This window comes from Vibrio galatheae (genome assembly GCF_000967545.1).
Lineage (GTDB): Bacteria > Pseudomonadota > Gammaproteobacteria > Enterobacterales > Vibrionaceae > Vibrio > Vibrio galatheae.
This window is the reverse complement of record NZ_JXXV01000016.1, coordinates 36,564-60,542: the sequence shown is the minus strand read 5'-3', so window position 1 is coordinate 60,542 and position 23,979 is coordinate 36,564. Positions and strand designations below refer to the sequence as shown.

Here is a 23,979-nt window from a genome sequence, read left to right as displayed (position 1 = left end):
ACCTGATTAGTGACCTTCAAACTCACAGATGCTGTAAACGTTGAGACCTAGGCCCTCAAGGCGCTTATCGCCACCGATTTCAGGAAGGTTGATGACAAATGCTGCATGCTCGACTTCGCCACCAAGTTGACGAATAAGTTTTGTTGTCGCTTCGATTGTGCCGCCCGTGGCAAGCAGATCATCAACCACTAACACCTTATCACCTGTACTGATTGCATCCGTGTGAATCTCTAATGTATCAGTGCCATACTCAAGTTCATAAGACTGAGCGACTGTCGCTCGTGGTAGCTTACCTGGCTTACGTACTGGTACGAAACCTAGGCCAAGTTCCAGTGCTAATGGGGCACCGAAAAGAAAACCGCGAGCTTCTGTTCCAACGACTTTGGTGAAGCCCATATCTTTGTACTTATCAACCAAAAGCTGGATCGTCGCCTGATATGCTTGAGCATCTTCCATCAGGCTTGTGACATCACGAAATAGAATGCCTGGTTTTGGGTAATCTGGAATGCTTTTGATGCTTGATTTGATCTGTGAAATGGTGTCAGTAGTCATAATTTTTTCTTAGATTGGCTTGGCACATGCGAGTTAAAACACATGCCTTTGTTAGCTTACTTTTTAGCACAATCTGACCTTAGGCAATGACAAAGCGGTAACCACGGCTTATTGTGCTCAAAAAACAAACGCCCACTCTAAAAGCGGGCACACTTCCTCACAATCTTAGTGATTTTCTTGCCTATCGGCAAGGTACTCAATCACGGGTAGACGAATAAACCAACTGAGTAAAACCACTAGCATCACAACTAGCGCAATCTTTAGCCAGAAATGGGGCACTACCCAGATAGAAAATGCAAAACTGAGCAAGATGCATATCACCCCCCGCTTCTTAACTGTGGCAGTGACGGCTTTATTTTGATGCCAATTCGTGAGAATTGGGCCGAAGGTTTTGTGCTGATGAAGCCAGCGGTGAAACTTAGGACTACTGCGCATAAAACATGCACTAGCAAGAAGAATAAAAGGCGTAGTCGGTAGGAGGGGAAGAAAAATGCCTAGGATGCCTAAAATTAGGCTGAGCACACCAACAAAATGAAAAAACAGTCTGCGAATGATGATGGCGTGCTCCGAGTATGATTTAGAATCCCGCGTATCCGTTTAGCACACGAATCCAAGTCAGGGATGCAGGCAACGTTGGGATAAGTAGTACCGCAATGAAGCCTAGAAAATAGTAGATATTATAAGGTTCTTTAAAATCTTTGTCTGCCATGAGCTTACTTCTCTCGAAATGAAAATTGACTTTACCCCATGAAATTAACCAAATGTTAATGACTTGGGTTATTTTTGTTTGCGGCAGACTATACCCTAAACATTAACCAGCAAACACCGACTATTGACAGGGTTATTAACAAGATGTGCTGTGAACCCAGCTACGCATTTCCTCCACGATAGATATCTAAGCTAAAACTGCTTGAGCCCAATAGACTCAAGGTCAACTGGCATGCAGATTGAATAGGCAAATCAGTAGTAATAAAGTTTTTTGCGCAGTTTTCACCTAGCATCACGCCCGCTGCAATATGCTGGGAAAAATAGCCGTTCGACCACTGCGCATCTAATCCTGCAGGTAGGATAGACAACTTGCCTTCTGACAAATCGGCAATACCAAAGATCGCTTTCACGGGCGTGCTGCATTCGGAGCACTTAATGCCTTTTTCCAATAAATCAACGATATCCTTCAAATCGGCATTAAAGCATTTTAGATTACGCAGATAATCATGAAATAACGCGCGTACCATCAGCGTCGTTGCCGCACCATGTTGGCCTTCACTTGCCGAATCAACTAGGTAGAAGGCAAACTGCCCATTAATAAGCCATGCATAGTCAAACACAAGTGGCATCACATCCGTCGATTGCAGCAGCCGATAACTGCATTTCCAATCTCCTTGCGATGTATCTTTCTCCGGTAACAATGCATGAAGTAGATCTTTGGCCGCACTAGGATTGTCTTCTAGATATTCTAAATGCCAGTGAAGTTCTTGCTCTTCTGGCATATCGCCACTATCAACCCGAAACCACTGACTGGCAAAATCGCGTTGGTCACTGAGATGGTTATCTGAATCATCAAGAGTATTTTCAATAGCGCACGCTAGGTGTTCATGATTACTGATCGGTTTTGCTAAGAAGTCTTTAATTCCAAACCGTAGTGCCTTAGCAACATCCGAAATTTCGTCTGTGGCCGACACGACGATCATAGGCAGAGATGGGTATTCAAGGCTCACTTCTTCAACAAACTCAATACCGTCCAATACAGGCATCGACAGATCACACAAAATCAGATCAGGGTCGTTTGAGCGTAGTTTTTTCAGTCCATCAAGGCCGTTTTCTGCCTCAATAACTTGATAACCTTGAGATTCTAAAAAACCTTGGGTGATGCGGCGAAAAATAGGGTCATCATCGACTAGCATCACTTTCTTCTGTCCAGCAGCAACAGGCACAGCCGCGCTGGTTCCAACTTCAATTGCTTTATGCATAAACCTTTGCCTCATACAACTAGGATCACTACGCTTATTGTTATTATTGTCTTTGTTTAAAACACTACCTTAAAAAGTAGCCCTGAACCCAGATTTATACAAATCTTCCACTTTGAAACCTTGTTGCATACTATATGTATGGAATAGCAAATTTTGAGAAACTTGTTGATGTGACTCAAAATTTGGCGTTTGATAACCATATAAATTATTTCAATTAGTAAATATGTGTGTCTGAACCAATGAAATTAGATGATCTAAACCTATTTAGGCTCGTTGTCGAAAACGGGAGTTATACCGCAACTTCGCGCAAAACTATGATTCCTGTAGCAACGATTACGCGCCGTATTCAGGCCCTTGAAGATTCGTTAAATTTACGTTTACTCAACCGCCATGCACGTAAATTATCGCTTACCGAAGCGGGAGAACGTTTTTACAACGAGTGCTCACCACTGCTCAGCCGTTTGGCTTCTGCGGCAGAGGAATTGACAGATGAGTGCCGAGGAGCGGCAGGGAAAATCCGCATTACTGCCCCATCGAATCTCACCAAACGCATGATGATGCCGATGTTTAATCTATTCATGGCCAAGTATCCAGACATCAACATTGAGCTCACCACCAGTAACAATGCTGACCAACTGGATCCCACAGAATGGGATGTCATCTTCCGTGTGGGACCACAACGTGATTCGAGTTTGATTGCGCGAAAAATCAGCTCTGTGGCAGATATCCTAGTCGCGAGTCCAGAGTATCTTAAGCTCTGCCCCGCCCCTAAGCATGCAGAAGATCTCCATCATCACTCTCTCCTAAAAGGGTCGCCACTGTTGAAATGGCAGTTGTCGAATCACAGTGGTGAAACTGTCATCAACAACGACAAAGGTCGCTTCCAAGCCAACACACTCGATGTGGTGAGAATTGCCTGCTCCTCTGGTCTGGGGATAACCCTTATGCCAGATGTGATGCTAAGAGAATACATTGAAGATGGGAGTCTAGTGCGGGTGTTGGAAGATTGGAGTGCTAACCCTCGAGATATCTACATGCTGTACAATCACAAAGATCATCTACCTGAAAAGGTTCGACTCTTTATCGACTTTGTCATTGAGTACAATCTTGATTAAGCCAATGACAACGAAAAAGCTTGGCAAACCCCAGCCAAGCTTTTCTTTATTTCTATTATAAATACTCTACAAAGCGGCTTAAATCGCGTTGTGGTACCTTCATCGGTGTACAACCCGGAGTACCTAGATATAGGAAACCGACAATTTGGTCATCCCCTTGCAGACCAAATGCTTGGTGTACATCAGGATGAAACATCCAATGGCCCGAACGCCAAAAACCCTGAAACCCTTGAGCGACAGCGGCCATCTGCATGGCTTGCACCGCACAACCTGCTGATAAATGCTGTTCAAACGCAGGGACTTTGTCATGCTCCGTCACCTTAGCAATGACAGTGATGACCATAGGTGCACGAAACGGAGCACCTTTCACTTTATCGATAACAGATTGTTCACTATTGTCGGCAAGCGCTGCTTTGACTAAAATCTCTGAAAGCTTATTTAAGCCATCTCCCTGCGCGATTACAAATCGCCACGGTGTTAAACCCGCATGATCTGGCGCTCTTAGTCCGGCTTGAATGATATTTTCGAGCACTTTCCCTTCCGGGGCCGGGGATGATAATTTTGCAATTGAGCGGCGGTTGAGCAGCAAATCTAACGCATCCATTTCACTTCCTTTAAACTGTATTGTTTTCTTCTTGATAATAACTCTCAAAAACAAAAAAGGCGAACCTCTTGGTTCGCCTCAGTATTTTAATTATCTCTACTCGTAGAACGCTTTGTCTAAACCGGCACGAGTCAACAAACCATCACATGGCGCAAATCGGTCGCCATATTTCTGTGCGTGATCGTTCATAAGTTCAACCAGTTTCTTGACGCCTATCTGATCCATATAACGGAATGGACCGCCAAGGAACGGTGGGAAACCAATACCAAAAATAGCACCAATATCACCATCTCTCGGGCTGCGGATAATACCTTCATCCAAACAACGCACCGCTTCATTGAGCATTAGTAGTACGCAGCGTAGTGCGATGTCTTTTTCTGCCAACTTAGCTTCTGGACTTAACCCAAGTAGCTTGTAGACCGATTTATCGACGTCTTTCTTTTTACCTTTATAGGTATAGAAACCTTTGCCACTTTTACGCCCTTTGCGATTGTCATTGAGAAGTTTATCGAATACATCTGGCCCTTGAAAACGATCGCCAAGCTCAGCCACTAAAATAGGCATAATTTTAGCGCCGATATCAACACCAACTTCATCAAGCAGAGTAATTGGACCGACTGGGAAACCAAAGTTAAGCAGTGCTTTATCCAACTGTTCGATAGGTTCGCCTGTCATCAACACTTGCGCCGCTTCATTCATATAGGGCGCCAGTATGCGGTTGACGTAAAAGCCCGCGCAATCTTTCACCACAATCGGGGTTTTACCCTGCTTACGCGCAAACTCAACCACGGTTGAAACTGTTTCATCCGATGTGCCTGCATGTGGGATAACCTCGACTAAAGGCATCTTCTCAACCGGACTGAAGTAGTGTAAACCTACGACATTTTCAGGATGCTGAGCTTTAGCGGCAATTTGATGGATAGGTAGTGACGAGGTGTTTGTCGCGAAAATGGTGCTATCTTTCGCATTCTGTTCGACATCTGCAACCATTTTCTGCTTCAAGTCGAGATCTTCGAATACGGCTTCGATAACAATATCGGTGTGGTTAAAGCTGGTAAAGTCTACACCACCAGAAAGCTGCAGCATGTTATTTTGCAATTGCGCTTTCGAGATAATTCGACGCTTTCTTTGCTTGTCAAAAAGCTTGTAGTTGTATTTCAGCGCGTTGAGTACCCCATCATTAGATACGTCTTTCACTCGTACAGGCACTTTGGCTTTAGCGACGCTGACATGGCTAATACCCGCTCCCATCAAACCGCCACCGAGAACCGCTGCACGCTTGATACTCTGAGGCTCAGCATCACTGCCATTTTCTTTTTTCATCTCAGTGGTGGCAAAGAAGATCGAACGTAACGCTTTTGACTCAGAAGTCATGACTAACTCACCGAAACGCTGTGCTTCTTTCTTCTGGCCTTGCTCAACGCCTTTCTCTAAACCAAATCGAATGACTTCCAAAATAGCGTTTGCCGCTGGGTAATTACCCCGAGTTTTTTGCTGTGTTTTCTTTGCTGCTTGTTCAAAGATAACTTTGCGTCCCAGCCCAGTATTTGAGATCAGCTTTTCTTTAGTTGGCACTTTACGCTTTGTCTTCTTACTGCCGGAATTTTTCTCAACAAAGCTTTTCGCGACATCGAGTAGAATCGTGTCAGAAACAACCGCGTCGACAACACCCAGTTTTTTGGCCTTTTTCGCGCGTAGCTGTTTACCTGTAAGAATGAGATCCAGCGAAGGCAACAGCCCGATTAATCTAGGCAGACGCTGAGTCCCTCCAGAGCCCGGCAACAGGCCAAGCTGCACTTCAGGTAGACCTAGACGAGTCTTATCAGAATCCGTACATACGCGATAGTCACACGCGAGCGCAAGTTCCAAGCCACCACCTAGGCACGGGCCATGAATAGCAGCAACCACAGGGAACGGTAGCTCAGATAACTGCTGGAACATCTGCTGACCTTTTTCAGCCAACGCCTGCGCTTCCAGGGCACTGGTACAGGCGTCCAACATCCGAACATCGGCACCCGCAATAAAGTTGTCTGGTTTTAATGAATGAACAATTAAACCTTTAACTGCCGAGCCTTTCTCTGCAAGTTGACCAAATATCGCTTCCATTTCTTCTGCAAAGGCTGCCTGAAGCGTATTCATTTTTTCGCCGGGTACATCAATAGCAAGCCAAGCGATGTCTTGTTCATCAATCGATAAGTTAAATGCTGTTGTTTCGCTCATTACTCTACCTCCAGTACCATAGCTGCGCCTAATCCCCCAGCCGCACATGCCGTATTCAATGCAAGTCCGCCACCTCGACGTTGAAGTTCTCGCAAGGTTTGAGTGATCATACGTGCGCCAGTCGCTGCGAATGGGTGACCATAAGCAATGGATCCACCAAGCACGTTAAACTTATCCATATCAATTTCGCCAATCGCCTTTGAGCGGCCAAGCTTTTCTTGGGCAAATTTATCACTAGCAAACATTTTAACGTTGGATAGCGTCTGAGCCGCAAACGCTTCGTGCATGTCAATCAATGTCAAATCAGACAACTGAATACCCGCACGATCCAGCGCCATAGGTGTAGCGTAAGAAGGTCCCATCAGCATATCGTTGTGGACACCAATTGCTGAAAATGCGTAAGAGCGAATGTAGCCCATGATGTCTAAACCAAGCTCTTTGGCTTTGCCTTCACGCATCAAGATGATCGCTGCTGCGCCATCGGTCAGTGGAGTACTGTTGGCCGCGGTAACGCTGCCGTACTGACGGTCGAAGGCAGGGCGCAGTTTAGCGTAACCTTCTATGGTTGAGTCTTCACGAATATTGTTATCTTTTGCTATCCACTTTTTGTAAGGTTCAGGAAAAGCCGTCATCACCTCTCCTTCGATTTTTCCCTCATTCCAAGCTTTCGCCGCTAAGCTGTGCGAACGGTGAGCGAGCTCATCTTGCGCCTGACGAGTAATACCGTGCGATTTTGCCATTTGCTCAGCGGTTTGACCCATAGAGAGCCCTGTCGAGTATTCTGCAACGGCAGGCGGTACTGGTATAAGGTCTTTAAAAGAGAGTGTTTTTAGAATGTTGAGCTTTTGGCCGAGTGTTTTTGTTTTGCTCAGAGCAAGGAGATTAGCCGCTAATTTTTTAGACACACCAATTGGTAGCACTGAAGAAGAGTCTGCGCCACCCGCAATACCGATATCAATGGTTCCCGCCATAATACTTTCAGCAACGTTCACTGCAGACTGGAAGCTAGTCGCACAAGCACGGGTCACGCTGTAGGCGTCAGTATGAATGTCCATTCCTGTACCCAAAACAATCTCGCGTGCGATATTTGGCGCCTCAGGCATTTGCACTACCTGACCAAATACAACCTGCTCGATCAGTTTCGGATCAATTTCCGTTCGAGCAAGTAAATCACTCACAACCAATTTACCCAAATCGACGGCTGGCACCTGACTAAATTCTGTACTTTGACGTGCAAATGGCGTGCGCAATCCCGCGACAATCGCCACTCGTTCACCTGAGCGAGTTTTCACTTCCTGCTTGCCCATTGTTGCTCCTTAATAGATAGAGGTCTGACCAGAATCATTGTAACGAGAATGTTAATTCAATCAAACGCTCGTTTGAATAAACGTGACTTACAACAGATTCCACAGCGGTAACTCTTACCAGATAAGAAAAAATGACGATAGAACATATGCTCTTTTCATAAGATCAAAAGGGGTTAATTCAGGTGAGATGACTTGCGGGCAAAAAAAACCACACAGATCTGTGTGGTCGGAATATATAAAGCAATTAACGTAACGCCAATTGAAATAATCAGTTTCCTGATTAGGAGAAAGTAAAGTCAGCCTTCAAAAGGAAGTGTCATCTTGCTCAACTTGTCGGTGTAAACACCAACTAGATGACAGGAGTAACTATAACCGTTCGAGCTTGTTAGATTTTGAATTAGATCAATTTTAGGTGGAATAGACTGGTAATTACCTCGTTATATTGCAAGAAATCCATTCATAACATCAATCAAATACATATATAGTAGCCATAACACAATGACAGACAGATGCATTGGTTAGCACAATAAGGTACGAACCACAGAGCAACGAGGGAGGCTTCTGTGTCAATCATAAATTTTTTCGGAAAGAAAAAGTCCAATGATCCGGTCAACTCGGATATGGACAGACAAAGAAAATACGAAGCGCTAGTCAGGGCCTATCACAGAGACTTGTATCGCTATGCTTACTGGTTGTGCAAAGACCCGACCATTTCAGAAGATCTAGTACAAGAAACCTGTCTCCGAGCATGGAAATCTCTTGATAGCCTTCAAGACCAAAAAGCCGCAAAATCTTGGCTCATTACAATATTGAGGCGAGAAAACGCACGCCGATTCGAACGTAAACAGTTCGATCTGGTCGATATTGACGACCACGGCAATGACGCAAAAGTGTCGGACGACCCACATCATCAAACGGAGTGGATCCAAGCACAAATAATGAAGCTTGAAGAGGATTACCGCGAACCACTTTTCCTGCAGGTCGTAGGCGGTTTTAGCGGTGAAGAGATCGGAGAGATACTTGGGTTAAACAAGAATACCGTGATGACTCGGCTATTTAGAGCGAGGAACCAACTAAAAGAGATGTTAGATTCACACAGCACACACAGGGGGCAGAAAAATGGATGAATTAGAATTTCGTCGACGCATACTGTCTGAGCCTAAACTAAGAGACAGCGACATCAATGCTGCGATCACAGCCAACGAGCAAAACGCTCAATTCGCAGAAGAAATCCTCGATCTCGATAAACAAATAGTAAAAGCTATGACTGTAGATGTGCCTGAAGATCTCGCAGACCGTATATTGTTCAACCAATCATCGACCACTCAAGGCAATGTTATCAGGCCAAACTTTGCCAGAAAAACGATGGCGATGGCAGCATCGGTTGCGTTCGTTGTAGGGGTACTTGTCGGTCAAGTTAATTGGGGTAACTTAGTCGTTTCTCCAGCACAAGCCAGTTTGGCAACGACAGCGATAAAACACGTTGTGGATGAGAAACCATTCGTCGAAAGCTTAGACGAACAAGTGCCTTCGTCGCAAATCAATGCCAAGATGGTCCCCTTTGATCATCAATTGTCAGACACTTTCCCTTATCATGTGTACTATCTAAACCACTGCGGCTTTGGTAAATCTAATGCGCTACATATGGTTTTCCAAGGGGAAAAAGGCAAAGTGACCCTGTTCTTAACGGGAATCGCTGCCGACCAAGTAGTAAACTTCGATCAAGATGGTATGAGTGGCGCCGTTCAACCTATGGGAAATAACAGTTTAATCGTTGTAGGTACCGAAGGTGAAAACATCACTAAGATCGTGGAAAGTTTGTCGAAAATAATCAAACCCACCATTTAACAAAATAATAACATTTTGTGATTCACGTCATGGCTTGAACATTCTGTTTGAGCCATTTTTTTTACATTTTTCTAGAGTCAAAACTCTAATAAAATACATTTTGCAGCATTTTCCTGCCAAATATGCATCATTTCCATAATTTTATCATCTAGATAAGTAATGGTCGGATTTCTTTAATTTATACTTGTGTCTAGTATCAGCCACCACTGAGCTTTTGCTCAAATAATATCGCCCAGCAGAGGCGAAGATAAAGACAAAGGAAAAAGCAAAATGAACAAGACGCGTCTGTTTAAAAAATCACTTTTAGCAGTGACTATCACAACCGCAACTTTAGCTTCGCAGCACGCTCTCGCTGCTGGCTTCCAACTTAACTCTCAATCGGCAACAGGCTTAGGCCGTGCATTTGCAGGTGATGCCGTCATTGCAGACAACGCTTCTGTTATGTCTCGCAACGCTGCAGCAATGTCACTGTTTGATCGTACTGAAGTTTCACTTGGCTTTAACGTCATTGATTCAGAAGTAGAAGTCAAAGGCACTACATACACACAACCAGCAGCTGCAGGCGGCAACTCATATGATGTAGCAGATACAACTAACAACGCAACTTCATACATTCCAAATTTTTATGTTGTTCATCCAGTTAACGAAAAGTTTGCTGTTGGTTTAGGCCTATATTCTAACTTTGGTACCACTAACGAGTTTGATCCTAATTGGGGATCTGGCACAGGTACTTTGTTCGTAAACGGTAGTAATGTCGTGCAAGCGGTCCCAGGTGCAGACGCATTTGGTGGTGTTACAAACGTTTCAACGATGAACTTTCTACTTGCGGGTTCTTACCGTATCAACGACCAATGGAGCATTGGTGGTGGCTTAGATATTATCTATGGTGAAGGCGAACTAAAGCGCCAGTCCACTATGAATATCGTACAAGTTCCAAGCACACCAACCGGACAGACTAATACTCAGCAACTAATGGATATTGATGCTTCAGCGTGGACACTGGGTTTCAATCTTGGTACCGTTTTTGAGCTGAATGAAAATAACCGTTTCGGCTTAAGTTACCATTACAGTCCAGAAAAAGAAGTCGGTGGCACGGTTTCGTACGCTGGTGACTCAAGTATTGGTGATCTAAAAATCCCTCTACCAGATATGTGGGAATTCTCTGGTTACCATCGTATTGAAGATACTGCGTTTGCCGTTCACTACAGTGTACAATGGATCGGCTGGGGTGACTTTGACCGCCTAGTAACGACTGATGGCACAGAAATCAAAGAGTACAAGTGGAAAGACACCTTCCATTACTCAATCGGTGGTACTTACTACATCAGCCAAAACTGGGAAGCGCGTATCGGCTATATGTTCGATGAAGGTGTCCAGGATGAGATTACTTCAGTATCAGTACCTGACTCTGATCGTCAGTGGTTCTCTGCGGGTGCTACCTACCACTTCAACCAAGACCAAGCGCTTGATTTTGGCTTTACCTACCTAGTAGGCAAAGAGAAACAAGTTAATGACACAATCACTAGTGGTACAAATACAATTAGCCTAGATACAACAACGAAAGCAACAGCTATGCTATTCGGGGTGCAATACACTCATAAATTCTAATCTGAGCTAAAATACATGAAAAAGGTCAGCACTCGCTGGCCTTTTTTATTGGATTAAAATTTGGCGATATCCAATATGATATATAAGTCAGCTGGATATTTTCGCGTTTAATTGAGCGAACACGTGTAATCATTCGCCCACATTGACACTACAAATGTTCGCTGAAAACCCAAAACACTCCGCTATAAATTGGAATTTTTAACCAAAAAAGAACAAAATTACAATACAAAACTTCAAAAAATATCAGAACGTTGCTTTAAGTTTTTAAAGCATAAACTCTAACCTTATGATCGCTCGACGAAAAACAGATAAAATCAGCGAACATTATAATGAAAACAAACAAAACTCTTCTCTCACTAGCAGTGACATATGGCTTAGTCGTAACCTCATCAGGCGTCAATGCGGCGGGGTTTCAATTAGCTGAGTATTCAGCGACTGGCCTTGGTCGCGCTTATGCTGGTGAAGCCGCAATGGCAGATAACGCCAGCGCACAGTGGCGTAATCCTGCTATGTTAACTCATCTAGAGGGTACACAAGTCTCTGTGGGTGCGATTTACGTTAACCCAAATGTTGATGTCAACGGCGAAGTTGACGGCTCTCAATCTTCAAATCCAACCCTACCAACGACAGCCGCCTCTTCAAGCGATTTCGCTCACGACGCCGTTATTCCAAACCTTTATATCTCACACCGTTATTCTGAAGAGCTCGCCATTGGTTTTGCTTTGGGCACCAACTACGGTATGGAAACAAGCCTTGGTGATGATTTTGCCGCTACGCATTTTGGTAATGAAGCGAGCGTTATGACCATGGAAGCTAACCTGAACCTAGCCTACCGAGTCAATCAACAATGGAGCTTAGGTGGCGGGCTGCGTTACGTTGTGGGTGAAGGTAGTTTTGGTGCCAAAACACCAGAAAACAATGTTGTTGGCGTTTCCGGCATGACGCCAATTTCAGCGCCGAAAGGCACCACATTGAAATACATGGAAGGTGACGATACTGCGTTTGGTTGGCAAGCGGGTACAGCGTGGCAAATTAATGACAATCATCGTATTGGTTTTGCGTACAAATCTGAAGTCGAATTGAAGCTAGAAGGGTACGCAACAGGCATGGGATTTAGCCCTGCCCTAGCCACCGCGCATGACAACGGCTCTATGCTTCTTACTTTGCCAGCCAGTGCAGAAATCGCTAGCTTCCACCAACTTAATGACAAGTTTGCCGTTCATGCGAGCATCAACTGGACAGACTGGAGCAGCTTTGAAAAGCTAGAAGCTCAGCTAGAAACATATGGCACTAAGATGGTGAAGGAAGAAAACTGGCAAGACAACTACCGTTTTGCCCTAGGTGCGACTTACCAAGTCGACCCTAAGCTCGTGGTCCGCACTGGTGTGGCGTATGACACCTCGGCGGTCAGCGATCAAAACCGCACCATTACCATCCCAGAAACTGATCGTACATGGTTAAGCCTAGGCGCGAGCTACGAGTTCACTAAGCAATTCACGTTAGATGGTGGTGTGACCTACATCATCGCTAAGGATGCACCAATTACTGAGTCGCGCGGTTATAGCTCAGATGATCAAGCACAAGCGGTTGCTGGTCAGTTTGTCGGTGAAGTCAGTGGGAGTATCTGGCTAATCGGTGTGCAAGCCAATTACGTATTCTAACGGTTAAGTCACACGAAAACGAACAAAGGCTTGGTATACCAAGCCTTTGTCCTTTTTAACATCATTTCATGCAAAATGCGTATTGATTCATATAAATGATGTAAGTCATTGTTTTATATACCATCGCTGATATAGCATCGAGAAAGTAGTCACAAAGTTTAGTTTTAGTGACTCACTAAGAGTAATAAGCAAATAAAACCTATATTCAGGAGTATGAATGAAACGAACAATTGTAATAGCGTTGGCAGTATTTTTAGCAGCATGTGCATCATCCCCTTATCAATACTATGTCAAGCCGACCCCTATCAAAAAGCAGCAAACCGTATATAAAGTTGATGAAATCAATGTCAATCTAACACTCGGTCATGGAGCAATTCCCGGTGATAACTCTTTTGCAGGTAAGTCAGAATTGCAAAAACAATTTAAGAAATACTTAGAGTCAAGTCTGTTAGAAAAAGGGCTATTAGCTCAAAATGAACAAGATGCTCTGGATGTGTCAGTAACAGTTGATTACAAGCGTAACTTCAATCATGGTGGTAAAGCCTTAAATAAGCCTGAAGTTTCTCACAGCGTCACAATACATAATGAAAAAGAAAAGCTGGCAGGTTTTTCAAAAGCTGGCTACACAACAAAATACGCATACTTTGACGAAATTGCTGTAAATCTAGAAATTTCTACATTTAATTGGGATCAAGAAGATGAACCTAGAGATATTGAGCTTATCTCAAAGCAAATTGTAGATGACATAGTAAACGCAGGTTCATAAGTTGTATTAGTTCCGACTAGATCTGACACTTCAATTTGAAAAGAAGAGAGTTACCCACTTTGATTAAAGGTGCTTAATCACTAATCAAAGACAATAAGAGGTAACTCTCATGCTTCATACTAGCAATCCAATCATCAAACACAAAGCTGGCCTTCTCAATCTTGCAGAAGAACTCGGCAACGTATCAAAAGCCTGTAAGGTTATGGGTGTATCTAGAGACACTTTCTACCGTTATCAAGAGCTAGTCGAAACTGGTGGTATTGATGCTCTGATTAATCAAAGTCGAAGAACACCAAACCTGAAGAATCGTGTCGATAGTGAAACAGAGCAAGCCGTTCTCAAGTCCGCCATAGACTTCCCAGCTCACGGGCAAGTTAGAACAAGCAACGAGCTACGAAAACTCGGTGTATTTATCTCTCCAAGTGGCGTGCATTCAATCTGGCTTCGTAATGACCTAGAAAACTTCAAAAAGCGCCTTATTGCCTTAGAAAAACAGAGCGCTGAGAACGGTATCATTCTAACGGACGAGCAAGTTGCAGCCCTTGAGCGCAAGAAACATGATGACGAGGCTTGTGGTGAAATTGAAACCGCGCACCCAGGCTATCTCGGCTCTCAAGACACGTTTTATGTTGGTAACCTTAAGGGTGTTGGACGCATCTATCAGCAGACGTTCGTTGATACCTACAGCAAAGTCGCCTTCGCTAAGCTCTACACGACAAAAACACCAATCACCGCAGCGGACATGTTGAATGACAAGGTTCTACCGTTCTTCGAGGCTCATGAGCTGCCAATGCTGCGAATCCTGACTGACCGTGGTACTGAATACTGTGGCCGTGTTGAACAGCACGATTACCAACTCTATCTTGCCATTAATGATATCGACCACACGAAAACTAAAGCGATGTCGCCACAGACAAATGGTATCTGCGAACGCTTCCACAAGACCATACTAAATGAGTTCTACCAAGTGACATTCAGAAAGAAACTGTATGGTTCAATGGAAGAGTTACAGAAAGATCTGGACGAATGGATGGACTACTACAACAATCATCGTACCCATCAAGGAAAAATGTGCTGCGGCCGAACGCCAATAGAGACATTAGAGGATGGGAAATCAATCTGGGCAGAAAAGAATCTAGCCCAGATATAATCTGACAGGCACCGAGTCGAAAAGTGGGTAACTGTCAGATCAGGTCTGAATTAGTACACATAAGTTTACACTAGCTAATAACTAGAATCCCAACGCTAGACACTTTGTTGTTAACGTTGGGTTTCACTTGATATCGAGTTATGCCGACTAAAACTCTTCTAAGTACTCGTCTAAAAGCGCTTCTTCTTCTGCGTTGTAAGCATCCGTTTCTATTTCTGCATGATAATCTTGGCGCTGAATATAGACATCACGTGCAACCACGTATGGATCGGGTGAGTTATCCAGTAACGCCTCTTGGTTAACCAAAGCTGCACGAGTTTCCATACCTTCGAGGGCCCACTTCCCTAAACCAGCCCAAAAATTAAGTAATGACAATGGTACGTACATGTTGTCGACCAAGTCTGCTGTTTCTCGTACAGACCAAGGTCCGTAAGCGGGTACCATGACATATGGCCCATTAGCTACGCCATAATGCCCTACCGCATCACTAAATGTTTTCTCATTGTGATCAGTGATCCCAGCTTCAGAAGCGATATCGATAAGGCCAACGATACCTATGGTTGAGTTAATCCAGAAGCGATTGAAGTGGTCAAGCGCCTTACTGCCATTGCCCATAATAAGGTTATTGACCATACTCGCAGGCTCATCTAAGTTACCTAAAAAGTTGCTTATCCCGGTTCTAATTGGTGAAGGAACGTAATTGACGTACGCCAAAGAAACAGGACGGACAAAGTAAGGATCTAAATACTCATAGTTTAACGTCCACATTGAGCGGTTGAAGCTCTCAAATGGGTCGGACACTTTCGACTCGCTGAACGTAGATTCTTCTTCGGGGACTGACGAACACCCAGATAGCGCAATGGCGATAGACAACATCCATATCTGCGGCTTAATTGTTTTCATTATTATAATTCCATTAAAAAGGCCGGTGAAATCACCGGCCTCAACAGATTGATAATCACAGTTTATCAATATTGACTATCAATCATCACTTCAACTGGTTCACCCATTCTAACGGCTTCGCTTTCACCAAACCAGTCCCCTTGTTTGGTTGCAACGTTGCCATCACTATCAATACGCACTCGTACCATGAAAGTATCGAGAGACGACAGCTTTCTATCTTGTAGCATACTATTACCATCATCTAGTACGACAGTACGTGGGAAGCTACCTAGGGGATACCTTGCCGCCGCGACAGGCATTGGTGCACCATCAGCAGTATGTACAGAGACAATTAACGAGGAATTAGGGTCAGCATTAACTTGATCCGCCAGTGAAATTTCAACTGAAACAGACTTGCCTGTACCAACCTGCTGGCCCATTTGCTTCTGGGCATTTTCTATGCTTCTCGTTAACATTTCATAGCGACTGTCTTGCGGGCCAATCATTTGTTGCATGATACCCCAGTAACGCACTGCCGCCGCATAATCTCTGCGCTCATAGGCATCAAACGCCAAGAGGGAGAATACGCGCAAATCAACATAATCTTGCTGAACGAGCTTACCCAGTAGACGGCGGGCTTTATCTTGGTCAACATCGTCTTGTGACAACATTAAAGCTTGCGCATAACCTAACATCACATCGGTGCTTTCTGGATCTAAACCATAGGCCTTATTCATTGATCCTATCGCAGTATCGACATCACGGTTGGCCAAGGCAATACGCCCGAGTAGTAGCCAGCCCGTAGCGTCATCAGGTTGGTAGTGAAGACGCGTACGTAGTGCTAACGTTAAATCTTGCATTTCGTCATCACTAAGTGCTGCCCCTTCTGGAGACATTAATTTTTGAGACAAAGCTGGCAGATTTGCGCTGACTTGCTGCCACTTCATTACGTCTTCAGAAGCACCAAATTTGAAGTACAAGCCATAAGACAGACCAACGACAAGTAACGTTGCTGGGATCATGATTGCAAGTGTTGAGATGCTGCTATCTTGCTGTACTTTCTGGCTAGAAGGAATATCATCCAGCAGCGACTGCTTTAAGTCTTCGATCAGTTCTTGCTGGTTTTCAACAAGACCTTCATCCGTTTCTTCTTCCAGTTCTTCAAGACGATCTTTATAAAACGCTTTGTTGAGTTCATCGCGCAACTCATCATCGATATTCGACTTCTTCTTAATAAATGGCAGTGAAATAACCAATACACTGACTACAACAAGAATGACCGAAGCTATCCAAAATAGTGTCATTACTGCTTATCTCCTTCATTCTTTTCATTCAGCAGCGCTTTTAGACGCGCTTCTTTTTCGTCATCCCACTGCTGTTGGTCTTTTATCGCCGTTGACGATCGTTTTCGACTACGAATTAAGATAAAGCCAAAACCAAACAACACCACCGAAAGCGGTCCCAGCCAAAGAATCGAGGTAGCGACAGTAAAAGGAGGATTGTAGGTAACGAAGTTGCCATAGCGCGCTATCATATAGTCGATAATTTCTTGCTTTGATTTGCCCGCTTTGGTCATCTCATAGACTTTTTCACGCAGGTCAACTGCAAGCTCGGCATTAGAATCAGCTATCGTATTATTTTGACATTTAGGGCAGCGCAGCGTGCTACCCAGCTCTTTGAACTGCAGCTCTTGCTCTAAGGTATCAAACTCGTGAATTTCAATAGCTGCATTTGAAACTGCAACGAAACTAAGACTGACGAAAAAAGCCATTAACCACTTTTTCATGACTTCTTCTCCGCAAGCATAGCCTCGTACATTGGTTTCAATGTTTCGTTCCAATTGCGGTCATTAACATCACCGACATGGCGATAACGAATCACGCCATCTGCGTCAATCAAGAATGTCTCAGGAGCGCCATAGACACCGAGATCAAGTCCAAGCATGCCGTTACCATCAAACAAGCTGATCAGATAAGGGTTGCCTAAGTCATTAAGCCAGCCAACCGCTTTGTCACGTTGGTCTTTGTAGTTAAGACCGATAATTTTCACGCCTTGCGAAGCCAATTCATTTAAGTACTGATGCTCTGCGTAACAAGTTGGGCACCATGTTGCCCAGACGTTGAGCAATAAAGGCTCTCCCTTGAAAATAGCTTGGTCATAGAGCTTGCCCGGCTCGGCCAAATCTTCAAGCCGAAATTCAGGGACATGCTTACCCACCAAAACAGACTCAAGTTTCGTTGGGTCATCACCTTGTTGGTTTTTTATCAGTTGGGTCGCAAAAACTGCGACCAAACCTAAGAAAGCCACGAAAGGAATAAATAGAAATTTTTTACTCATTATGCCTCCTGCTTCTTAACTGTTTTTCTAAAGCGGTAACGTTTGTCGCTTATTGCAATCGCACCACCTATAGCCATCAATAAGGCGCCAGCCCAAATCCAGCGTACAAATGGCTTATGATAGATGCGAACTGCCCAAGACTTGTTATCATCCAATTGCTCGCCCATCGCGATGTAGAGATCACGAGTGAAGCCTCGGTCGATAGCCGCTTCTGTCATCATTGAACGCGCCGTTGTATAGAAACGCTTCTCTGCATGCAAAGTATTGATGTACTTACCGTCACGCGTTATCTCAAAATCAGCAATATAGCCATCATAGTTTGGACCGTCTTTGTCACGTAAACCGGAGAAATGGAAATCGTAACCCTGAATTTGAATATGTTCTCCCGGCGCTAGACGAACATCACGCTCAATGCTGTAGTTTTGTACCATAGCAATACCTATGATACTGACTGCTAATCCAAGATGGCCTAGCATCATTGCCCAGTGGCTACGTTGCAGCTTTTTAACACCTTCGACAAATGAGTGACGATGCGTAGCACGTTCGTACAACTCAAAACCATGTAAGCAGATGATCCATAAAGACATCACCCAACCTAGGTAGGCCATAAACAAGAAGTGCTCAGAGAAAATCACCACAAACAAGCCCGCCAGAGCCAATGACACCACACCTGCAATCAGCATCGGCTTCTTCAGACTCGATAGATTGTCTCTCTTCCAACGAATCAAAGGACCGATACCGAGTAAGAAAGCAAATGGGATCATCAACCACGCAAATAGCATGTCAAAGAAGGGCGCACCAATAGAAACAGATCCTAGGCCGATTTGTTTATGGACCAAAGGTAATAAAGTGCCGACTAATACCACAACTAGGGCAGCAATCAGCAACACGTTGTTAGATAGCAGTGCATTTTCGCGTGACACTAAGTCAAAGTTACCACGGACGCGAACAGAAGCTCCTTTAACCGCAAACAGCAATAGCGAACCACCGATCACAAATACCAAGAAGCCCAAAATGAACATACCGCGCGCAGGATCTGAGGCAAACGCGTGAACTGAGACCAAGATACCAGAGCGCACAAGGAAGGTGCCTAGTAAGCTGAGTGAGAATGCAGAAATCGCGAGTAATACCGTCCATGCTTTAAACGTACCGCGTTTCTCTGTCACTGCTAATGAGTGCATTAACGCAGTACCCGCAAGCCACGGCATAAATGACGCGTTCTCAACCGGATCCCAGAACCACCAACCACCCCAGCCTAATTCGTAGTAAGCCCACCACGAGCCAAGTGCAATGCCCAGTGTTAAGAATAGCCATGCAGCAGTTGTCCACGGACGAGACCAACGTGCCCAAGCAGTATCAAGACGACCCGTCATCAGCGACGCAATCGCAAATGAGAACGCAACGGAGAATCCGACATAACCCATGTACAACATAGGAGGGTGAATGATTAAGCCGGGGTCTTGCAGTAGAGGATTTAAATCACGCCCATCGACAGGGAAAAACGGCAATGTGCGCAAGAATGGATTTGAGGTCAGAATAATGAACAGTAGGAAGCCTGCGGTAATCATCCCCATGACTGCCAGGACACGAGCAACCGATTCTTGAGGCATTCCACGACTGAACGTCGCAACCGCAACCGTCCAACCAGCCTGGATCAACACCCAAAGAAGTAATGAGCCTTCATGTGCTCCCCAAACTGCTGTCAGTCGGTAGTACCAAGGCAATTGACTATTGGAGTTACTCGCCACGTATTTAAGTGTGAAGTCATTGGTATAAAACGCCCATAGCAAAATGGCAAATGAGACCAATAACAGCAGGAACATTCCCCAAGAGAGGGGCCTTGCGCTATTCATCAGCAGGGTATTGTGACGAGAAGCACCAATTAAAGGCATAACGCTGAGCAATACAGCCAATGCCAAAGATATGATCAGTGCAAAGTGACCGATTTCAGCAATCATTGATCACTTCCTTGTTTTTGTGTTTCTGAGTATTGAAGCGGTTCATGCGTTTTCTTCATTGCTTCAGCTATTTCTGGTGGCATGTACTCTTCATCATGCTTCGCTAACACTTCAAATGCTTCGACGGTTGAGGCATCTTTCAAAATACCTTGCGCAACAATACCTTGCCCTTCACGGAATAGATCGGGAAGAATGCCATCGTAAACAATGGTGACCTTCGGACCGACATCGTGCAAATCAAATGACACGCGCAACGATTGAGGATCACGTTTAACTGAGCCGACAACAACCATACCGCCGATACGAAGACGCTGCCCTACTTCTGGCTTCGTACCATCTGGCTTGCCATTAACGAGCTCAGTTGGAGTATAGAAAAGGTCCATATTTTGATTTAGCGCATACAGCATCAAACCAATCGTCGCGCTGATACCAATAAAAATGGCTAGAACGATACCGAGCCTCTTTTTACGTCTTGGGTTCATAGTGTGTTCTCCAAATTTTTTGCTGCGTCAATTCTTGCTTGTCTGTCGACCTTAGCTTGCACTTCATTAAGCAACGACTGACCTCTCCTCACACTCAAGGTGTATAACACCATCATGGAGGCGAAAGTCACCCCAAATGCGGTCCAGACGTAACTGGCGTAACCGCCCATAGCGAAGAAATCACTCAAAGATTCAAAATGCATGTTTAACTCCCTCTCTGAGATCTATCTGTTGCTAACTTAATCACCCACGGGCGATGACTCTCTTTATTAATGATTTCGTTACGTAGACGAATCATGGTTACCGAGCCAAAGAAGAAAGCAAATCCAAAAATATTGAGCAACAACGGCCATAGCATGTCACTTGAGATAGACGGTTTTTCGAATTTGGTAATGGTTGCGCCTTGGTGCAAAGTATTCCACCACTCAACCGAGAAATGGATAATGGGTAAATTCACTACGCCGACAATCGCAAGAATACCTGCCGCTTTTGCTGCCGTTTTTTGATCATCAAAGGCATGGTAAAGCGCGATGACACCAAGATAGAGGAACAATAGAATAAGTTCTGATGTTAGTCGGGCATCCCATACCCACCAAGTCCCCCACATCGGCTTACCCCATATCGCGCCCGTTAACAGAGCAATAAAGGTGTACACAGCACCAATTGGAGCCATAGCAGAGGCTGCCATATCGGACAGGCGAACTTGCCAAACTATGCCAATAAACGCCGCAATTGCCATAGACATGTATACGCCCATTGACCATATCGCTGACGGAACATGGATGTAGATAATTCGGAAACTATCACCTTGTTGATAGTCAGAAGGCGCAAAAGCAAGCCCCCACACATTACCAACGGTCAAACATAGCAAGGCTAAAATTGAAAACCAGGGTAAAAGCTTACCGCATAGTTGGTAAGCTGATTCGGGTTTGGCGTAGGGATGGAGCCATTTCCACATCGTCTTTCTCACTCTCACTTCAAGTTTGTTTAACTTAGCGCTAAACATTTATAGGTTTTGTAATTTATATAATTCTGTTTAACCACAGGCGACTAATTGACGCTGACCCTCAGCGCCGCACTGATCGCAAATGGCGTGAGCGTCATCGCTCCCATGAACATCGCGCCCAAAATCGCTAACTGGCCGTTATACGCCATTCCAAGTGACGCAGCATCAATCGCAGAGGTGGCAAAGATCAATATCGGGATATAGAGCGGTAAAACAAGCAAACTCAGCAATACGCCCCCTTTTTGCAACCCGACGGTCAGTGCCACACCGATAGCACCGATAAAACTTAACGTCGGTGTACCTACAAGTAATGTCAATACAATTGCAAGCCAAGTATTGAAATCCAGTGATAACAAAATCGAAAGTAGAGGACTGATCAAAATAAGCGGAAGCCCTGTAAGTAGCCAATGGGCAATAACTTTCGAAATCACTACGACAGGTAATGGCACCGGCATCAACATCATTTGCTCTAATGCGCCATCTTGAAAATCATCTCTAAATAGACGCTCAAGTGACAGCAATGCAGAAAGTAACGCCGCGACCCAAACAATCCCCGCTGCAATACGAGCAAGCAGATTAGGCTCTGGCCCAATGCTTAACGGAAACAGTGTAATAACAATAATAAAAAACCAAAGCGGGTTGAAAATGTCTGCTTGGCGGCGAAATGCAATCAGCAGTTCGCGTCTGATAATACTGTTGATGATGCCAAACATGGTTAGTTACCTAATTTGATCTTTCTAAGTTTTGGATTGTCTGAGAACATATCTTGGTGGGTGGTCAAAATTACTATCCCACCTTTTTGTGCGTGTTGCAGAAACAAAGATTCAAGCACTTTGACACCTTGTTTATCTATAGCAGTCAAAGGCTCATCTAAAATCCAAAGTTTATGTTCACTTAACCACAAACGCGCCAGTGCAACGCGGCGTTGTTGACCTGCAGATAATTGAGCAACTGGCACATCCTCCCTTCCGGCGAGGCCGACCTTAGTCAAAGCGTCATAGATGGTTTGTTTGTCGACGGGCTCACGCGAGTGAATACTTAAATAAAAGCGCAAATTTTCATAAGCGGTAAGCTCACGTTTGACACCGGTTTGATGACCAAGAAAAAGTAAGTCTTGGTGAAAAGCATCTCGATTCGACGCAATATTTTCTCCGCTCCAGAAAATCTCACCGCTATCACGATCACCAAGCCCAGTGATGATTCGCAACAAGGTCGTTTTACCCGTACCATTCCGCCCTTCGACTTGAACGAGCTCTCCTGAATCTATGGTAAAAGAGAGGGATTCAAAGAGAATTCTTTCATCTCTTATTGCTGTCAGTTGAGATACTTCTAACATTTGTGATCACTAGGTAAACTTCGAGCCCGTATCTTACCACAGCCATTTCGCCACAAAATAGAATTAGACCTATACGAATCACGAAACTAAGTAAGAATCTGTTAATATTCAAACATAAATATTAGTAACTACCACTAAATAGCTACATCTGAAAACAAAAAAGTGTCCTAAGACACTTTTTAAACTCTTTACCTTTTGCCACTTTGCTTTTTGGCAGCAAATTTCTGCTGTCGAGGGCGGGTTTCTAGAGGGGGGACTTTTTCTTTGCCTGATATCTTGTTTTGCAATGACATCATCAGCTCGGCTTCAGCCTTAGGCAGTTCGCATTCCTCAATAAGCTCATTGAGATCAGCTCCGAGCTGAACCATTTTACTCGCTCTTGAGTATAAACGACCATCACTGTCTGCTTGTTCTAGTTCTGTGATGCGCTCATTTAAGTGCTGAATGATGTCTTGTTGTTCGCTGACTCTTTGGCCAAGCCCAACGACAACAGAGCGTACTTCAAGTATTTGCTTATTTGCTTTTTGTAGCTCTTTGTCTAGATGACGATTCTGTTGGCGTAAATGCTCTGCGGAACGCACTTGACCACGTTTTAGTCTAAATAGTGCTAAGCAGATAAACAGAAAAACTACCGCAATAGCTCCAGCAATCACTGGAGCACTGGTCATCCAACTACTGTTCATTACAGGTGAGCCATCTCATCCCACTCTTCATCAGTAAGTAGCTTGTTTAGATCAACCAAGATAAGTAGTTTGCCGTCACGGTTACTTACACCTTGGATAAACTTAGCACTTTCATCTGTACCAACACTTGGTGTTGTATCGATTTCTGATGAACGCAGGTATACAACTTCAGCAACACTGTCGACCAGAATACCAATCACCTGATGTTCTGATTCGATCACTATGATGCGTGTATTGTCTGTGATCTCGCCTTCCATCAAACCAAAGCGAGAACGAGTATCAATGACGGTCACAACATTACCACGCAAATTGATAATGCCGAGTACGTAATCAGGTGCGCCAGGCACAGGGGCAATTTCCGTATAACGAAGTACTTCACGAACCTGCATTACATTGATGCCATAGGTTTCTTCTTCTAGCTGGAACGTCACCCACTGAAGCACTTCGTCGTTCGACTGCTCTTTTCTTACTTCTACTTCATTTGTTTGAGACAT

26 protein-coding genes are annotated in these 23,979 nt (G+C 44.4%); 7 read left to right on the top strand and 19 right to left on the bottom strand.

The window, feature by feature from the left end; all coding sequences use genetic code 11:
- Positions 1–6: 6 nt before the first annotated feature.
- The 4 genes from apt to TW81_RS08780 form a co-directional block, all read right to left on the bottom strand.
- A complete protein-coding gene (apt, locus tag TW81_RS08795) occupies positions 7–552 on the bottom strand; it encodes an adenine phosphoribosyltransferase (protein WP_045955341.1) in 546 nt (181 codons plus the stop codon).
- A gap of 165 nt (positions 553–717) precedes the next feature.
- Positions 718–1,110, bottom strand: coding sequence for a YbaN family protein (locus TW81_RS08790; protein ID WP_045955340.1), 393 nt, complete (start codon positions 1,108–1,110; stop codon positions 718–720).
- Between the two features lie 19 nt (positions 1,111–1,129).
- The gene (locus TW81_RS19610) at positions 1,130–1,261 is read right to left on the bottom strand and encodes a hypothetical protein (protein ID WP_045955339.1); all 132 of its coding nucleotides are present in this window, start codon (positions 1,259–1,261) and stop codon (positions 1,130–1,132) included.
- A 160-nt stretch (positions 1,262–1,421) separates the two neighbouring features.
- Complete coding sequence (locus TW81_RS08780; protein ID WP_045955338.1) at positions 1,422–2,522, bottom strand: response regulator; 1,101 nt, start codon at positions 2,520–2,522, stop codon at positions 1,422–1,424.
- A 239-nt stretch (positions 2,523–2,761) separates the two neighbouring features.
- On the opposite strand from TW81_RS08780, the gene TW81_RS08775 reads away from it, so the two are divergent.
- Positions 2,762–3,637 carry a LysR family transcriptional regulator gene (locus TW81_RS08775; protein ID WP_045955337.1) on the top strand — a complete coding sequence of 292 codons (876 nt, stop codon included), beginning with the start codon at positions 2,762–2,764 and terminating at the stop codon, positions 3,635–3,637.
- 55 nt (positions 3,638–3,692) lie between these two features.
- Here the strand turns inward: TW81_RS08775 and TW81_RS08770 are convergent, their stop codons facing one another.
- The 3 genes from TW81_RS08770 to fadI form a co-directional block, all read right to left on the bottom strand.
- Complete coding sequence (locus tag TW81_RS08770) at positions 3,693–4,241, bottom strand: NAD(P)H nitroreductase (protein ID WP_045955336.1); 549 nt, start codon at positions 4,239–4,241, stop codon at positions 3,693–3,695.
- Positions 4,242–4,337: 96 nt separating this feature from the next.
- The gene (gene fadJ / locus TW81_RS08765; RefSeq protein ID WP_045955335.1) at positions 4,338–6,461 is read right to left on the bottom strand and encodes a fatty acid oxidation complex subunit alpha FadJ; all 2,124 of its coding nucleotides are present in this window, start codon (positions 6,459–6,461) and stop codon (positions 4,338–4,340) included.
- Positions 6,461–7,768, bottom strand: a complete 1,308-nt coding sequence (gene fadI / locus TW81_RS08760; RefSeq protein ID WP_045955334.1) for an acetyl-CoA C-acyltransferase FadI — start codon at positions 7,766–7,768, stop codon at positions 6,461–6,463. Before fadI ends, fadJ begins: the two co-directional genes overlap by 1 nt.
- A 620-nt stretch (positions 7,769–8,388) precedes the next feature.
- Between fadI and TW81_RS08755 the strand changes: the two genes are divergently transcribed.
- The 6 genes from TW81_RS08755 (at position 8,389) to TW81_RS08730 (ending at position 14,801) form a co-directional block, all read left to right on the top strand.
- Positions 8,389–8,895 (top strand): sigma-70 family RNA polymerase sigma factor, encoded by a 507-nt coding sequence (locus tag TW81_RS08755; protein ID WP_420835060.1) that lies wholly within the window; start codon positions 8,389–8,391, stop codon positions 8,893–8,895.
- Positions 8,888–9,616 carry a DUF3379 domain-containing protein gene (locus TW81_RS08750; RefSeq protein ID WP_045955332.1) on the top strand — a complete coding sequence of 243 codons (729 nt, stop codon included), beginning with the start codon at positions 8,888–8,890 and terminating at the stop codon, positions 9,614–9,616. Before TW81_RS08755 ends, TW81_RS08750 begins: the two co-directional genes overlap by 8 nt.
- Before the next feature lie 270 nt (positions 9,617–9,886).
- On the top strand, positions 9,887–11,224 hold the full coding sequence (locus tag TW81_RS08745) for an outer membrane protein transport protein (RefSeq protein ID WP_045955331.1): 1,338 nt from the start codon (positions 9,887–9,889) through the stop codon (positions 11,222–11,224).
- 329 nt (positions 11,225–11,553) lie between these two features.
- Positions 11,554–12,885: an outer membrane protein transport protein gene (locus TW81_RS08740; protein WP_045955330.1), complete on the top strand. Its 1,332-nt coding sequence runs from the start codon at positions 11,554–11,556 to the stop codon at positions 12,883–12,885.
- Between the two features lie 217 nt (positions 12,886–13,102).
- Positions 13,103–13,651, top strand: a complete 549-nt coding sequence (locus TW81_RS08735) for a hypothetical protein (protein WP_045955329.1) — start codon at positions 13,103–13,105, stop codon at positions 13,649–13,651.
- A gap of 109 nt (positions 13,652–13,760) precedes the next feature.
- Entirely contained in the window at positions 13,761–14,801 is a 1,041-nt protein-coding gene (locus TW81_RS08730; RefSeq protein WP_045955328.1) for an IS481 family transposase, read from the top strand.
- A 147-nt stretch (positions 14,802–14,948) separates the two neighbouring features.
- Here TW81_RS08730 and TW81_RS08725 read toward each other — a convergent pair whose 3' ends face one another.
- From TW81_RS08725 to TW81_RS08670, 12 genes are all read right to left on the bottom strand, one after another.
- Complete coding sequence (locus TW81_RS08725) at positions 14,949–15,704, bottom strand: MlaA family lipoprotein (RefSeq protein WP_045955327.1); 756 nt, start codon at positions 15,702–15,704, stop codon at positions 14,949–14,951.
- Positions 15,705–15,769: 65 nt separating this feature from the next.
- Positions 15,770–16,987: a c-type cytochrome biogenesis protein CcmI gene (gene ccmI / locus TW81_RS08720; RefSeq protein ID WP_045955326.1), complete on the bottom strand. Its 1,218-nt coding sequence runs from the start codon at positions 16,985–16,987 to the stop codon at positions 15,770–15,772.
- On the bottom strand, positions 16,987–17,469 hold the full coding sequence (locus TW81_RS08715; protein ID WP_045955325.1) for a cytochrome c-type biogenesis protein: 483 nt from the start codon (positions 17,467–17,469) through the stop codon (positions 16,987–16,989). Before TW81_RS08715 ends, ccmI begins: the two co-directional genes overlap by 1 nt.
- Complete coding sequence (locus TW81_RS08710; protein WP_045955324.1) at positions 17,466–18,020, bottom strand: DsbE family thiol:disulfide interchange protein; 555 nt, start codon at positions 18,018–18,020, stop codon at positions 17,466–17,468. Before TW81_RS08710 ends, TW81_RS08715 begins: the two co-directional genes overlap by 4 nt.
- Positions 18,020–19,978, bottom strand: coding sequence for a heme lyase CcmF/NrfE family subunit (locus TW81_RS08705; protein WP_045955323.1), 1,959 nt, complete (start codon positions 19,976–19,978; stop codon positions 18,020–18,022). The genes TW81_RS08710 and TW81_RS08705 overlap by 1 nt, the downstream gene beginning before the upstream one ends.
- The gene (gene ccmE, locus TW81_RS08700; protein WP_045955322.1) at positions 19,975–20,460 is read right to left on the bottom strand and encodes a cytochrome c maturation protein CcmE; all 486 of its coding nucleotides are present in this window, start codon (positions 20,458–20,460) and stop codon (positions 19,975–19,977) included. The genes TW81_RS08705 and ccmE overlap by 4 nt, the downstream gene beginning before the upstream one ends.
- Positions 20,457–20,663 (bottom strand): heme exporter protein CcmD, encoded by a 207-nt coding sequence (ccmD, locus tag TW81_RS08695; protein ID WP_045955321.1) that lies wholly within the window; start codon positions 20,661–20,663, stop codon positions 20,457–20,459. The genes ccmE and ccmD overlap by 4 nt, the downstream gene beginning before the upstream one ends.
- Positions 20,664–20,665: 2 nt before the next feature.
- On the bottom strand, positions 20,666–21,418 hold the full coding sequence (locus TW81_RS08690) for a heme ABC transporter permease (protein WP_045955320.1): 753 nt from the start codon (positions 21,416–21,418) through the stop codon (positions 20,666–20,668).
- Positions 21,419–21,510: 92 nt separating this feature from the next.
- Positions 21,511–22,179, bottom strand: coding sequence for a heme exporter protein CcmB (ccmB, locus tag TW81_RS08685; protein WP_045955319.1), 669 nt, complete (start codon positions 22,177–22,179; stop codon positions 21,511–21,513).
- A 2-nt stretch (positions 22,180–22,181) separates the two neighbouring features.
- Complete coding sequence (ccmA, locus tag TW81_RS08680; RefSeq protein ID WP_045955318.1) at positions 22,182–22,802, bottom strand: cytochrome c biogenesis heme-transporting ATPase CcmA; 621 nt, start codon at positions 22,800–22,802, stop codon at positions 22,182–22,184.
- Positions 22,803–22,990: 188 nt separating this feature from the next.
- Entirely contained in the window at positions 22,991–23,485 is a 495-nt protein-coding gene (locus TW81_RS08675; protein ID WP_045955317.1) for a DUF2802 domain-containing protein, read from the bottom strand.
- Positions 23,485–23,979 carry a chemotaxis protein CheW gene (locus tag TW81_RS08670; RefSeq protein WP_004413313.1) on the bottom strand — a complete coding sequence of 165 codons (495 nt, stop codon included), beginning with the start codon at positions 23,977–23,979 and terminating at the stop codon, positions 23,485–23,487. Before TW81_RS08670 ends, TW81_RS08675 begins: the two co-directional genes overlap by 1 nt.

What these genes read in the sequence shown, in the direction of transcription:
- TW81_RS08675 (WP_045955317.1), bottom strand. Translation starts at nt 23,485, where the DNA reads ATGAACAGTAGTTGGATGACCAGTGCTCCAGTGATTGCTGGAGCTATT.
- ccmB (WP_045955319.1), bottom strand. Translation starts at nt 22,179, where the DNA reads ATGTTTGGCATCATCAACAGTATTATCAGACGCGAACTGCTGATTGCA.
- ccmA (WP_045955318.1), bottom strand. Translation starts at nt 22,802, where the DNA reads ATGTTAGAAGTATCTCAACTGACAGCAATAAGAGATGAAAGAATTCTC.
- fadJ (WP_045955335.1), bottom strand. Translation starts at nt 6,461, where the DNA reads ATGAGCGAAACAACAGCATTTAACTTATCGATTGATGAACAAGACATC.
- TW81_RS08730 (WP_045955328.1), top strand. Translation starts at nt 13,761, where the DNA reads ATGCTTCATACTAGCAATCCAATCATCAAACACAAAGCTGGCCTTCTC.
- apt (WP_045955341.1), bottom strand. Translation starts at nt 552, where the DNA reads ATGACTACTGACACCATTTCACAGATCAAATCAAGCATCAAAAGCATT.
- TW81_RS08745 (WP_045955331.1), top strand. Translation starts at nt 9,887, where the DNA reads ATGAACAAGACGCGTCTGTTTAAAAAATCACTTTTAGCAGTGACTATC.
- ccmE (WP_045955322.1), bottom strand. Translation starts at nt 20,460, where the DNA reads ATGAACCCAAGACGTAAAAAGAGGCTCGGTATCGTTCTAGCCATTTTT.
- TW81_RS08710 (WP_045955324.1), bottom strand. Translation starts at nt 18,020, where the DNA reads ATGAGTAAAAAATTTCTATTTATTCCTTTCGTGGCTTTCTTAGGTTTG.
- TW81_RS08750 (WP_045955332.1), top strand. Translation starts at nt 8,888, where the DNA reads ATGGATGAATTAGAATTTCGTCGACGCATACTGTCTGAGCCTAAACTA.
- TW81_RS08770 (WP_045955336.1), bottom strand. Translation starts at nt 4,241, where the DNA reads ATGGATGCGTTAGATTTGCTGCTCAACCGCCGCTCAATTGCAAAATTA.
- TW81_RS08780 (WP_045955338.1), bottom strand. Translation starts at nt 2,522, where the DNA reads ATGCATAAAGCAATTGAAGTTGGAACCAGCGCGGCTGTGCCTGTTGCT.
- TW81_RS08725 (WP_045955327.1), bottom strand. Translation starts at nt 15,704, where the DNA reads ATGAAAACAATTAAGCCGCAGATATGGATGTTGTCTATCGCCATTGCG.
- TW81_RS08715 (WP_045955325.1), bottom strand. Translation starts at nt 17,469, where the DNA reads ATGAAAAAGTGGTTAATGGCTTTTTTCGTCAGTCTTAGTTTCGTTGCA.
- TW81_RS08755 (WP_420835060.1), top strand. Translation starts at nt 8,389, where the DNA reads ATGGACAGACAAAGAAAATACGAAGCGCTAGTCAGGGCCTATCACAGA.
- TW81_RS08705 (WP_045955323.1), bottom strand. Translation starts at nt 19,978, where the DNA reads ATGATTGCTGAAATCGGTCACTTTGCACTGATCATATCTTTGGCATTG.
- TW81_RS19610 (WP_045955339.1), bottom strand. Translation starts at nt 1,261, where the DNA reads ATGGCAGACAAAGATTTTAAAGAACCTTATAATATCTACTATTTTCTA.
- TW81_RS08740 (WP_045955330.1), top strand. Translation starts at nt 11,554, where the DNA reads ATGAAAACAAACAAAACTCTTCTCTCACTAGCAGTGACATATGGCTTA.
- TW81_RS08775 (WP_045955337.1), top strand. Translation starts at nt 2,762, where the DNA reads ATGAAATTAGATGATCTAAACCTATTTAGGCTCGTTGTCGAAAACGGG.
- ccmD (WP_045955321.1), bottom strand. Translation starts at nt 20,663, where the DNA reads ATGCATTTTGAATCTTTGAGTGATTTCTTCGCTATGGGCGGTTACGCC.
- TW81_RS08690 (WP_045955320.1), bottom strand. Translation starts at nt 21,418, where the DNA reads ATGTGGAAATGGCTCCATCCCTACGCCAAACCCGAATCAGCTTACCAA.
- ccmI (WP_045955326.1), bottom strand. Translation starts at nt 16,987, where the DNA reads ATGACACTATTTTGGATAGCTTCGGTCATTCTTGTTGTAGTCAGTGTA.
- fadI (WP_045955334.1), bottom strand. Translation starts at nt 7,768, where the DNA reads ATGGGCAAGCAGGAAGTGAAAACTCGCTCAGGTGAACGAGTGGCGATT.
- TW81_RS08735 (WP_045955329.1), top strand. Translation starts at nt 13,103, where the DNA reads ATGAAACGAACAATTGTAATAGCGTTGGCAGTATTTTTAGCAGCATGT.
- TW81_RS08670 (WP_004413313.1), bottom strand. Translation starts at nt 23,979, where the DNA reads ATGTCTCAAACAAATGAAGTAGAAGTAAGAAAAGAGCAGTCGAACGAC.